Annotated in this window: 9 protein-coding genes, 1 tRNA gene and 1 pseudogene; 7 read left to right on the top strand and 4 right to left on the bottom strand. The window is 64.7% G+C overall.

Translation table 11 applies throughout. From position 1 onward, the window contains the following. The first annotated feature begins 513 nt into the window (after positions 1-513). Both AQ619_RS17065 and AQ619_RS17060 read left to right on the top strand, forming a co-directional pair. Positions 514-1,986, top strand: a complete 1,473-nt coding sequence (locus AQ619_RS17065; protein ID WP_062150494.1) for a calcium-binding protein — start codon at positions 514-516, stop codon at positions 1,984-1,986. A 539-nt stretch (positions 1,987-2,525) separates the two neighbouring features. After that, entirely contained in the window at positions 2,526-4,022 is a 1,497-nt protein-coding gene (locus tag AQ619_RS17060; RefSeq protein ID WP_166504293.1) for a calcium-binding protein, read from the top strand. A 377-nt stretch (positions 4,023-4,399) separates the two neighbouring features. Here AQ619_RS17060 and AQ619_RS17055 read toward each other — a convergent pair whose 3' ends face one another. The 3 genes from AQ619_RS17055 to AQ619_RS17045 all read right to left on the bottom strand — a co-directional run bounded on the left by AQ619_RS17055 (position 4,400) and on the right by AQ619_RS17045 (position 6,218). Then, positions 4,400-5,392 (bottom strand): M23 family metallopeptidase, encoded by a 993-nt coding sequence (locus AQ619_RS17055; protein ID WP_062150487.1) that lies wholly within the window; start codon positions 5,390-5,392, stop codon positions 4,400-4,402. Between the two features lie 129 nt (positions 5,393-5,521). Further along, positions 5,522-5,597: transfer RNA gene (locus AQ619_RS17050), tRNA-Ala, on the bottom strand. Positions 5,598-5,750: 153 nt separating this feature from the next. Then, positions 5,751-6,218, bottom strand: a complete 468-nt coding sequence (locus AQ619_RS17045; RefSeq protein ID WP_062150485.1) for a TIGR02300 family protein — start codon at positions 6,216-6,218, stop codon at positions 5,751-5,753. Between the two features lie 115 nt (positions 6,219-6,333). On the opposite strand from AQ619_RS17045, the gene aroA reads away from it, so the two are divergent. The 3 genes from aroA to rpsA all read left to right on the top strand — a co-directional run bounded on the left by aroA (position 6,334) and on the right by rpsA (position 10,162). Continuing rightward, a complete protein-coding gene (gene aroA, locus AQ619_RS17040; RefSeq protein ID WP_062150482.1) occupies positions 6,334-7,662 on the top strand; it encodes a 3-phosphoshikimate 1-carboxyvinyltransferase in 1,329 nt (442 codons plus the stop codon). Positions 7,663-7,665: 3 nt separating this feature from the next. After that, positions 7,666-8,316: a (d)CMP kinase gene (cmk, locus tag AQ619_RS17035; protein WP_062150480.1), complete on the top strand. Its 651-nt coding sequence runs from the start codon at positions 7,666-7,668 to the stop codon at positions 8,314-8,316. A 133-nt stretch (positions 8,317-8,449) separates the two neighbouring features. After that, complete coding sequence (gene rpsA / locus AQ619_RS17030) at positions 8,450-10,162, top strand: 30S ribosomal protein S1 (RefSeq protein ID WP_062150477.1); 1,713 nt, start codon at positions 8,450-8,452, stop codon at positions 10,160-10,162. 160 nt (positions 10,163-10,322) lie between these two features. Here rpsA and AQ619_RS19465 read toward each other — a convergent pair whose 3' ends face one another. Continuing rightward, a complete protein-coding gene (locus tag AQ619_RS19465) occupies positions 10,323-10,454 on the bottom strand; it encodes a hypothetical protein (protein WP_257720829.1) in 132 nt (43 codons plus the stop codon). 125 nt (positions 10,455-10,579) lie between these two features. Here AQ619_RS19465 and AQ619_RS17025 point away from each other — a divergent pair, with 125 nt between their 5' ends. After that, positions 10,580-10,864, top strand: coding sequence for an integration host factor subunit beta (locus AQ619_RS17025; protein WP_062150474.1), 285 nt, complete (start codon positions 10,580-10,582; stop codon positions 10,862-10,864). A 78-nt stretch (positions 10,865-10,942) separates the two neighbouring features. Continuing rightward, positions 10,943-11,356: pseudogene (mscL, locus tag AQ619_RS17020) on the top strand (large-conductance mechanosensitive channel protein MscL); the annotation flags it as partial. Positions 11,357-11,360: the final 4 nt, after the last annotated feature.

Genomic DNA, 11,360 nt, shown 5'->3' with positions numbered 1-11,360 from the left:
TGGGCCGCCCTTCGGGGTGGCCCCCTTTTCATGCATGGCCGACGAGCGTCTGAGCGAGGGCGTGCAGCCTTGAGCCTGTCCTGGACAAGGCCAGACGGCCCTGACAGGGCGAAGGGAACACTGGCCCTATTGCAGCGGACGGAAATAGAGTGCCGCAAGCTGGGGCAAACCGGCGGCGGCTAAAGCCCCAAAACTCGAACGGCCGGACCGCAAAACCATCAGGTCTCGCCGCCCGGCCGGAGTGACACAGCCACGCTGGAGAACAAGGCCGACGCTTTCTGTTCCCATGTTTCGCCGCCCGCCGAAAGTCAAAACTTTACGAAAAGTGAACCCTTGCAGTGCGGCTTGGTTGCAGTCTCCAAACCGAACGGATATCGATACACTGGGGCAAACTTGACCGGGGGCATCGCTCCAAGAGCAAGTTCTAGTTTCGGCCAGGGAACAAAGCGCTCCACCGAACCGGTGGGGAGGGTAGAGTTCTCCTGGCCAGCGATCACAACCTTGGAGCTTTTGATGACTGCCTACGTTTTTGAAACCATCACCGATACGCAAGCCGCTGGCTTCGTGAACGGCACCGACACCCTGACCTTTGCTGATCAGGCCGCTACCGCTGCGGGCGTCACCTACACCCTGACCGACGCCACCCCGACCACGACGGCCAAGATCATCGTGAGCTACGGCACCCGTACGGTGACCTTCGAATCGACCGCCCTGAGCGAAATCACGTTCTCGGACGGCTCGAAGTTCGACATCGGTTCGGGCACCAACGTCACGGGCACCGCCTTCGCTGACGCCCTGTACCTGACCGGCGCTGGCACGGTTGACGGCGGCAACGGCAACGACCGCATCAGCGGCTCGACCGGCGCTGACAGCGTCATCGGCGGCAACGGCAACGACGTCATCACCGGCGGCGCTGACGCTGACACCTTGGCCGGCGACAACGGCAACGACCTGATCAACGGCGATTCGGGCGCTGACACCCTCTCGGGCGGCAACGGCATCGACACCATCAACGGTGGCACCGGCGCTGACGTCATCACCGACGGCGACGGCACTGCCGCTGCCGACGTGTTCAACGGCGGCAACGACGCTGACTCGATCACCGGCGGTCTCGGCAACGACACCATCAACGGCGACAACGGCAACGACACCCTCGTCGCCGGCGCTGGCACCGACACCCTGTTCGGCGGCTTCGGCAACGACACCGTCATCCTGAACTCGGCCGGCAGCTGGGCCCAGGGCAACCAGGGCAACGACATCATCAACGGTGATGCTGGCCTCGACACCATCTATGGTGGCCAGGACAACGACACCATCGTTGGCGGTGGCGGCAATGACTTTATCCAGGGCAACATGGGTAATGACATCCTGAACGGCGACGGTGGCAACGACACCATCCGTGGCGGTCAGGGCAACGACGTCATCAACGACTCGGCCGGTAACGAGCTGATCTTCGGTGACCTCGGCGACGACACCATCAACTCCGGCGCTGGCAATGACAATGTCGACGGCGGCGACGGTTCTGACTCGATCGTCGGTGGCGACGGCAACGACACCCTCGCGGGCGGCGCTGGCGACGACTACATCACCGGTGGCCTGGGCCAGGACGTCATGACCGGTGGTACCGGCGCTGACGTGTTCATCTTCAGCCCGTCGACCGATGCCACGATCGCTGATGCCGGTAACTCGGTGTCGGACATCATCACCGGCTTCACCGCGGACGACGCCATGGACTTCGGTCTGGCTGGTGCGACTTCGAACTACTTCGAAGACACCGCCGCCAGCTACACGGCCGCTCTGGCTCTGGCGAACGCCAAGTTCGCTGCTGACCTGGTGGTCCAGTTCGTGGCCGTCCAGGTCGGTACCGACGTCTACGTGTTCGTTGACTCGCAGACCGCTGGCACCACCACGGACAACGTCGTCGTCCTGCAGGGTTCGACCCTGGCGGACGTCTCGGCCGCCTCGTTCGTGTCGCTCGCTTCCTAAGTCGCGACGACGAACCAAGATTGTGGGGCCACCCTCCGGGGTGGCCCCCTTTTTTTGTCTGGTCCACAAGGGCCTGAACGGAAACGCCCGGCCTTGCGTCAAGCCCACGCAAGCCAAACGCGCCCAACAAGAAGGGCCGGCGGAGGGCAGGCACAGATCATAGCGGAATGAAAATGGAGCGCCGCAAGCCGGGACAACCTGGCTTAAGCTCGAGCTCCAAAACTCGAACGGCCGGACCGCAAAACCATCAGGTTTCGCCGCCCGGCCGGAGTGACACAGCCGCGCTGGAGAACAAGGCTGACGGCCCCTGTTCCCATGTTTCGCCGTCTTTCGAAAGTCAAAATACGATATTGAGCGCCGTTCATCGACGCGTGGTTGTAGTCACGAAGCCAAACGGATATCGGTGTCCTGGGCAAGCTTGACCGGGGGGCAACGCCTCCAGCAAGCGTTTTAGTTTCGGCCGCAGAACTCAGGCTCTCCACCCTATGGTGCGAGAGGGTGGGCTCTTGCGTCTGTTGATCACGACTTTGGAGTTTTTGATGCCAGTAATGCTTCCGACGACTACGTACGTTTTTGAGACGATCACCGACTCGCAAGCCGCTGGCTTCGTGGGCGGCACCGATATCCTGACCTTCGCGACTCAAGCCGCGACGGCCGCCAGCGTGACCTACACCCTGACCGACGCCACCCCGACCACGACGGCCAAGATCATCGTGACCTATGGCACCCGTTCGGTGACCTTCGAAGCGACGGCCCTGAGCGAGATCACCTTTTCGGACGGTTCGAAGTTCGACATCGGTTCGGGCACCAGCGTCACGGGCACCGGCTTCGCCGACGCCCTGTACCTGACCGGCGCGGGCACGGTTGACGCGGGCAACGGCAACGACCGCATCAGCGGCTCGACCGGCGCTGACAGCGTCCTCGGCGGCAACGGCAATGACGTGATCACCGGCGGCGCTGACGCTGACACCCTGACCGGCGACAACGGCAGCGACCTGATCAACGGCGACGCTGGCGATGACACCATTGTTGGCGGCAACGGCACCGACACCATCAACGGCGGCACCGGCAATGACACTCTCGTCGATAACGAAGGGGGCAGCGGCTCGGCCGACATCTTCAACGGCGGCGTCGGCAACGACACCATCATCGGCGGTCTCGGCAATGATGTCATTAATGGCGACAACGGCAACGACACCCTGACCGCAACCGAGGGCGTCGCCACCATCTTCGGCGGTGAAGGCAATGACACCATAACCCTGTCCTACAGGGGGAACTGGGCTCAGGGTAACCAGGGCAATGACAACGTCCAAGGTGGCGGTGGCGACGACACCATCTATGGCGGCCAGGGCAATGATGGGCTTAGCGGCTCCGGCGGCAACGACTTCATCCAGGGCAACCTGGGCAATGACACCTTGAACGGCGACTTTGGCGACGACACCTTGCGCGGTGGCCAGGGTAATGACGTCATCTCGGGCGGCGACGACAATGACCTGCTGTTCGGCGACCTGGGGAATGACAGCCTCTCGGGCGGGAACAACAACGACAGCATCGACGGCGGTGACGGCAACGACAGCATCCAGGGTGGTTCGGGCAACGACACCCTCCTGGGTGGCGCTGGCGACGACACCATCACCGGTGGCCTGGGTCGGGACGTCTTGACCGGTGGTACCGGCGCTGACCTGTTCATCTTCAGCCCGTCGACCGATGCCACGATCGCTGATGCCGGCAACTCGGTGTCGGACATCATCACCGGCTTCACTGCGGACGACGCCATGGACTTCGGTCTGGCCGGTGCGACCTCGAACTACTTCGAAGACAGCGCCGCCAGCTACACGGCCGCTCTGGCCCTGGCCAATGCCAAGTTCGCTGCGGACCTGGTGGTTCGGTTCGTCGCTGTCCAGGTCGGTTCGGACGTTTACGTGTTCGTCGACTCGCAAAGCGTTGGTACCACCACGGACAACGTCGTCGTCCTGCAGGGTTCGACCCTGAACGACGTGTCGGCGGCCTCCTTCGTGAGCACCGCTCCTGAGTAATCTGACGGAAGTCGATTAGGATTGCGGGGCCGCCCTCCGGGGCGGCCCCCTTTTTTTGCCGGGTCCACAAGGCCCTGAACGGAGACGCCAGGCCTTGCGTCAAGCCCACGCATGCCAAACTCGCCCAACAAGAAGGGCCGGCTGAGGCAGGCACAGATCATAGCGGAATGAAAACGGAGCGCCGCAAGCCGGGACAACCTGGCTTAAGCTCAAGCTCCAAAACTCGAACGGCCGGGCCGCAAAACCATCAGGTTTCGCCGCCCGGCCGGAGTGACACAGCCGCGCTGGAGAACAAGGCTGAGATCAGAATATGCCACAGATCCGGTTCACCTGAAAGGGGAAACGCGGGCCAATCCGGGATCGCCGACACAAGATCGTTAAATTGTGATCGACCAGCGGGCCTCTGTCACGCCCCCCCCGGCCTGAAGGATCACATAATGAGCTTCATAGTGGCCCCGCGGCCACCCTCCTGCCGGGGCCTTCTTGCCGGTGAACAGCATGAACTGGGCCTTGGCGCTGGTCAGGGCCGCCATCTTGGTTTCCGCCAGTACCACACCATCCGGGCCCCTGACGGTCAGGCGGGCCTCATCGCCGACCTTAAGGCCGATCGCGCGCACATAGGCCACCAGAGGGGTCGCTGAGCCCGGCCGGGCGAGATCTCCGGCCTCGATGGCCTCCATGGTCGCCGGGCCGGCTGCAAAGCCAGAGTTGAGCACGGCGCGCGGCTTGTAGCGCATCTGGGCGGCGGCGGCGGTCGTCCACAGACCGGGTCCGGACCCGCAGGCCCCTGCCGTCCCGGGATCCGGCGCAAACGGGTCTATGACCGCGTTGCCCTGCCGGACAGTGAAGTGCAGATGCGGATACTCGGTCAGGCCGGAAAGCCCAACCTGTCCCAGGGCCTGGCCGCGCCGGACCGTCTGCCCCGGTTTCACGACCAGTGAGCCCTGGCGCATGTGGCAATACTGGGTGACCAGGCCGCCGCCATGGTTGATGACCAGACCGTTGCCGCATTCCTGGCCCTTTACGGCGGCCACGCCCGTCGTCTTCACCGAGACATCGGGCATGTCGTCACGGAGCCGCGCCACCGTCCCGTCAGCGGCCGCCAGGACCGCAACGCCGGCCTTTTGGGCCCGAAGGTCCCTCAGGCGGAAATCGACCCCGTTATGCGCTTCATAGGTCAGGGAGCCGCACTGGTAGTCCCGGGCACTTGGGCCCGGATCGCGGTCAACCAGGTTCTGGACGACGCAACTGACGCCAAGTTCGCACTGCAGCGGTATCGACAGGCGGGGCGTCGTGCCCGATCCGCCCTCTGTCGCCTGGACCAGCAGGTTCAGGCCGCCGGCCAGCCCAATCAGCAGCCATGGTCGCATGAGATCGCTCCTACCGGTCCTGCGTTCACCATCCTTGGACGCGCCAGGATGAGGGGACAGCAAGGGCGGAAGTTTGTCAGGGGCGGCCGGAAATGGAAACGGCCGCTCCCTTTAGGGAAGCGGCCGTCTTGGTGGAGCTTAGCGGGGTCGAACCGCTGACCTCTTGCATGCCATGCAAGCGCTCTACCAGCTGAGCTAAAGCCCCGAGGTCCTTGGTTTCCCAAGAGAACCTTGGTGTTTCTCGCCTGGACCGATCAGGTCGCTCCCGGCGAGGCGCGGAACCTATGCCGGGAGGATTTCTGGATCAACCCTCCCGGCGAACTTTTTTCGAAGAATTTTTCGAAGGCCGGTTCAGGCCCTAGCGATCGTCGTCGTCGGCACCCGGAAGGCCTTCGATCTCGTCGTCGAGCACATCTTCGTCCTCGTCTTCGAGGAACGGGACGTCATCAGCCTCGTCTTCGGCAAGATCTTCGTCCTCGGCGAAGTCGACGCCCAGATCGTCGCCGCCCGCCGGGGTCGGCGCGCCCGGATCGGCGTCTTCGTCGTCGGTCTCGATGACGTCCGGCTCGACCTTGTCGATTTCCGGCGTCTCATCGACCTCGTCCTCGAAGCCATCCTCGTCCTTGGGCTCCGGAGCGGGCTTCTCGTCCTCGGCGTCATAGTCCGGGGTGACGGCGCGCGCCCGGACGCGGCGCGATTTCAGCGCCTCTTCCGGATCAAACGACTCGCCACACTTCGGGCAAAGGGCCGGACGGCGGCCCAGGTCATAGAATTTCGATTGGCAGTTGGGGCAAATTTGTTTTGCGCCCAATTCGGGATTGGCCAAGAGGCGAACCTTTGATCCAGATGGGAAAAGCGGCCGGTCACTTGCCATGACCAGGGCCCGCTGTCAAAAGCAAACCCCTCGCGAACCCCACCATGACTAGGGAGCCGGTTACGGCATGACGGCGGCTGGACTGAAGAGCGGGCCCGGCGGAGCCCTTCGCGGCACTGTCCGCGCCCCCGGCGACAAGTCGATCTCGCACCGATCCATGATCCTGGGTGCCCTTGCGACGGGCACGACGACGGTCGAGGGCCTGCTCGAGGGCGATGATGTCCTGGCCACGGCCAGGGCCATGGGGGCCTTCGGCGCGCGGGTCGAGCAGGAGGGTGCCGGCCGCTGGCGCATCGAGGGCCAGGGCGGCTTTTCCGAACCGACCGACGTCATCGACTGCGGCAATGCCGGTACGGGCGTGCGCCTGATCATGGGTGCCGCCGCCGGTTTCGCCATCTGCTCCACCTTCACCGGCGACCACTCGCTGCGCGGCCGGCCCATGGGCCGGGTTCTAGACCCCTTGGCCCGCATGGGCGCGACCTGGCTGGGCCGCGACAAGGGCCGCCTGCCCCTGACCCTCAAGGGCGGCAATCTGCGCGGCCTGACCTATCGCCTGCCCATGGCCTCGGCCCAGGTGAAATCAGCCGTGCTGCTCGCCGGCCTTCATGCCGAGGGCGGCGTCGAGGTGATCGAACCGGAAGCGACCCGCGACCACACCGAGCGGATGCTGCGCGGGTTCGGGGCCGAGGTGATCGTCGAGGACAGGGACGGTGCCCGCCATATCCGCCTGCCGGCCGGCCAGAAACTGACCGGGACCCATGTCTCGGTTCCCGGCGATCCGTCGTCGGCGGCCTTCCCGCTGGTGGCCGGCCTGATCGTGCCGGGCTCGGAGGTCACGGTCGAGGGCGTGATGCTCAATGAGCTGCGCACCGGCCTGTTCACGACCCTGCAGGAGATGGGCGCGGATCTGGTGATCTCGAACGTCCGGATGTCCAGCGGCGAGGAGGTCGGCGACATCACCGCTCGCTATTCCCAGCTGAAGGGTGTGGTCGTGCCGCCCGAGCGCGCGCCGGCGATGATCGACGAGTATCCGATCCTGGCCGTGGCTGCCGCCTTCGCCGACGGCCCGACCGTGATGCGCGGCATCGGCGAGATGCGGGTCAAGGAAAGCGACCGCATCGCCCTGACGGCGGCAGGCCTCACGGCCTGTGGCGTCAGCGTCGAGGAAGAGCCCGAAGGGATGATCGTCATGGGAACCCGCGGCGGCAATCACCCCGTACGCGGTGGTGGTCTGGTCCACACCCACGGCGATCACCGCATCGCCATGAGCCACCTGATCCTCGGCATGGCCGCCCAGCAGGGCGTGGCCGTTGACGAACCGGGCATGATCGCCACCAGCTTCCCGGGCTTTGCCGACCTGATGCGCGGCCTGGGCGCGGACCTGTCGGAAGCCTAGACCATGGCCTTCATCATCGCCGTCGATGGCCCGGCCGCCTCGGGCAAGGGCACGGTCGCCAGCCGGCTTGCGGCGCTCTACGGCTATCCGATGCTGGACACCGGCCTGCTCTACCGCGCGGTGGGGGTGCGGTTGCTGGGCGCGAGCGGCGACCTGGACGACGACGCCGCGGCGGAAGCCGCCGCCCGGGGCCTGGACCTGTCCGAACTGGAAAAGGCCGAGGTCCGCACCCGCGCCGCCGGCGAGGCCGCCAGCCGCGTGGCCGTACATCCCGGTGTCCGCGCGGCCCTGTTCGCCCTGCAACGCGACTTCACCAAGCGTGAGCCGGGCTCGGTGATTGACGGCCGTGACATCGGCACGGTCATCGCCCCCGAGGCCCCGGCCAAGCTCTATGTCACCGCGACACCGGAAATCCGGGCCGAACGCCGCTGGAAACAGCTGTCGGGTCAAGGCGAGACGGTCAGCTTTGACGATGTTCTGGCCGACATTCACAAGCGCGACGCCCGCGACGGTGGGCGGGAAAACGCCCCCATGACCCAGGCTCCAGACGCCGTCTTGCTCGACACGTCGGAAATGACTATAGAGCAGGCCTTCGATGCGGCCCGCCGCATTGTCGAGACGGCGCGCGCCCGGTCGGGAGACCTCCCGGGCTAATCTAACGCCCGCCTCGCCGCCGCTTAGGAAGCGCCGGATCCGCATCAAAAATCACCCAACCCGGAATCCCCAGAACCGTCATCCGACGGCCTTCACCAATGGGGCCTCCCTCAACACGAGACTAAACATCAGCATGGCTGACGATATGAGCTTCAACCCGACGCGCGACGATTTCGAAGCGCTGCTGAACGATTCCATGGGCGGCCGCGACTTCGCGGAAGGCACCGTCGTCAAGGGTATCGTTGTCGGTATTGAAAAGGACTTCGCGATCATCGACGTCGGTCTGAAGACCGAAGGCCGCGTTCCCCAGAAGGAATTCGGCGTCGACGAAGCCGGCAAGCCCACCATCAAGGTCGGCGACCACGTCGAAGTGTTCCTGGAGCGCCTCGAAAACGCCCTGGGCGAAGCGGTCATCAGCCGCGAAAAGGCCAAGCGCGAAGAAGCCTGGACCCGTCTGGAAGGCGTCTACGCCCAGAACGTTCCGGTGCTCGGTGCCATCGTCGGTCGCGTCAAGGGCGGCTTCACCGTCGACCTGGGCGGTGCCTCGGCGTTCCTGCCCGGTTCGCAAGTCGACATCCGCCCGGTGCGCGACGTCGGCCCGCTCATGGGCAAGGAACAGCCCTTCGCCATCCTCAAGATGGACCGTCCGCGCGGCAACATCGTCGTCTCGCGTCGCGCCATTCTGGAAGAAGCCCGCGCCGAGCAGCGCACCGAACTGGTGTCGCAGCTGCAAGAGGGTGAAATCCGCGAAGGCGTGGTCAAGAACATCACCGACTACGGTGCGTTCGTGGACCTCGGCGGCATCGACGGCCTGCTGCACGTCACCGACATGAGCTGGAAGCGCGTCAACCACCCGAGCCAGGTCCTGGCCGTGGGCGACACCGTCAAGGTTCAGATCGTCAAGATCAACCCGGACACCCAGCGCATCAGCCTCGGCATGAAGCAGCTGCAGTCGGATCCGTGGGACGGCGTGGAAGCGAAGTACCCGGTCGGTGCCAAGTTCACCGGCCGCATCACCAACATCACCGACTACGGCGCGTTTGTTGAGCTGGAAGCCGGCGTTGAAGGCCTGGTCCACGTCTCGGAAATGTCCTGGACCAAGAAGAACGTCCACCCCGGCAAGATCGTCTCGACCTCGCAGGAAGTCGACGTGGTCGTGCTTGACGTCGATCCGTCCAAGCGTCGCGTGTCGCTGGGCCTGAAGCAGGCCCTGGCCAACCCGTGGGATTCGTTCCTCGAAACCCACCCGGTCGGCTCGACCGTCGAAGGCGAAGTCAAGAACGCGACCGAGTTTGGTCTGTTCATCGGCCTCGACAACGACATCGACGGCATGGTGCACCTGTCGGACATCGACTGGAGCGCGTCGGGCGAAGAAGCCATGGCCCGCTACAAGAAGGGCGACATGGTCAAGGCGAAGGTTCTCGACGTTGACGTCGAGAAGGAACGCATCTCGCTGGGCATCAAGCAGCTCGGCGGCGATCCGATGTCGGGCGACACCTATCGCAAGGGTCAGACCGTCACCGTCACCGTGACCGAAGTGACCACCGGCGGCATCGAAGTTCGCTTCGGCGAAGACGACGCCCTGATGACCGCGTTCATCCGCAAGTCGGACCTGTCGCGCGACCGTCAGGAACAGCGCCCCGAGCGCTTCGCCGTGGGTGACCGCGTCGACGCTCAGATCACCAACATCGACAAGGCGGCCCGCCGCGTTTCGATGTCGATCAAGTCGCTGGAAATGGCCGAAGAGAAGGAAGCCATCGAGCAGTTCGGCTCGTCGGACTCCGGCGCTTCGCTGGGCGACATCCTGGGTGCCGCCCTGCGCGAGCGGGCTACCCCGAAGGAATAGTCTTCGCTCTCATCAGAGACTGAAGTCAGCGGCGGCCGGAGCGATCCGGCCGCCGTTTTCTTTGCGCCATACCCACCGCTCCTGGTCGCTAAGTCCTTGGATGGGGTGAGCTTTGGTGAGGTCAGAGGGTTCTCTGCGGGGTCGTTCTCAGCCGGGGCCGTCAGATTTCTCCGCCGCCCTTCAGAAGGGTTTCTTTTCCGCCTTTGGGCGGGTCATTCAGCGAAAACCCTGTTGTCTTGGCCGCTCCAGCGGCATTTTGATGCCCAAATGCGGTATTGATGCAGTCGAACATGTCTGAGTGGCCCGGCCCAACTGCGCAGCTCGCCGGTCAGAATCTCAACCTGCCTCTTGAAGACTCAACCACCCTTGGGCAAAGGTCCGCTCGCGCCGCCTCCTCCTCCGGCGCCGGGGATATCGATGATCAAGTCTGAACTCATCGCCAGGCTCGCGAATGAAAATCCGCACCTGACGCAGAAAGACGTCGAGCGCGTTGTCAGCGTCATTCTGGAGCGCATGATCGGTGCCCTGGAAGGCGGCGGTCGCGTCGAGCTGCGCGGCTTTGGTGCCCTGTCCGTCCGCTCGCGCCCGGCCCGTGCCGGTCGCAACCCGCGGACCGGCGAAACCGTCGACGTCCGCGCCAAGCATGTTCCGTTCTTCAAGAGCGGCAAGGAACTGCGGGCCCGGCTCAACGCCGACGAATAGCTGACCCAGCCTTGACCTCCGGGCCCGAACGCCGTCAGCCTTGCGGCCTTCTGCAAGCCCAGTCGGCGAGGCCCGGTCATGAGTGTCATCAAGGAATTTCGCGAGTTCATCTCGCGCGGCAACGTCATTGATCTTGCCGTCGGCGTGATCATCGGCGCGGCCTTCAACGGCATCGTCAAGAGCCTGGTCGACCAGGTGATCATGCCGCCGATCGGCCTGCTGACCGGTGGCCTGGACTTTTCCAAGCTGGAATGGGTGCTCAAGCCCGAAGACAAGGCCACCGAGGCCGTGGAGAAGGTCGCCGTTCAGTACGGAGCCTTCATCAACACCCTGATCCAGTTCCTGATCGTGGCCGCCGTGGTGTTCCTGCTGGTCAAGATCGTCAACGGCATCCGCCGCGCTGACGCAGCCGAGCCCGCCCAGGAAGCGCCCGCCGCTCCGACGGCCCAGGAAGCCCTGCTGATGGAGATCCGGGACCTGCTGGCCCGGGAGGCGG

Origin of the sequence: Caulobacter henricii (genome assembly GCF_001414055.1) — a bacterium.
GTDB lineage: Bacteria > Pseudomonadota > Alphaproteobacteria > Caulobacterales > Caulobacteraceae > Caulobacter > Caulobacter henricii.
This window is presented reverse-complemented; position numbering and strand designations above follow the sequence as displayed.

What these genes read in the sequence shown, in the direction of transcription:
- AQ619_RS17055 (WP_062150487.1), bottom strand. Translation starts at nt 5,392, where the DNA reads ATGCGACCATGGCTGCTGATTGGGCTGGCCGGCGGCCTGAACCTGCTG.
- AQ619_RS17065 (WP_062150494.1), top strand. Translation starts at nt 514, where the DNA reads ATGACTGCCTACGTTTTTGAAACCATCACCGATACGCAAGCCGCTGGC.
- AQ619_RS17025 (WP_062150474.1), top strand. Translation starts at nt 10,580, where the DNA reads ATGATCAAGTCTGAACTCATCGCCAGGCTCGCGAATGAAAATCCGCAC.
- rpsA (WP_062150477.1), top strand. Translation starts at nt 8,450, where the DNA reads ATGGCTGACGATATGAGCTTCAACCCGACGCGCGACGATTTCGAAGCG.
- AQ619_RS17060 (WP_166504293.1), top strand. Translation starts at nt 2,526, where the DNA reads ATGCCAGTAATGCTTCCGACGACTACGTACGTTTTTGAGACGATCACC.
- aroA (WP_062150482.1), top strand. Translation starts at nt 6,334, where the DNA reads ATGACGGCGGCTGGACTGAAGAGCGGGCCCGGCGGAGCCCTTCGCGGC.
- cmk (WP_062150480.1), top strand. Translation starts at nt 7,666, where the DNA reads ATGGCCTTCATCATCGCCGTCGATGGCCCGGCCGCCTCGGGCAAGGGC.
- AQ619_RS19465 (WP_257720829.1), bottom strand. Translation starts at nt 10,454, where the DNA reads ATGTTCGACTGCATCAATACCGCATTTGGGCATCAAAATGCCGCTGGA.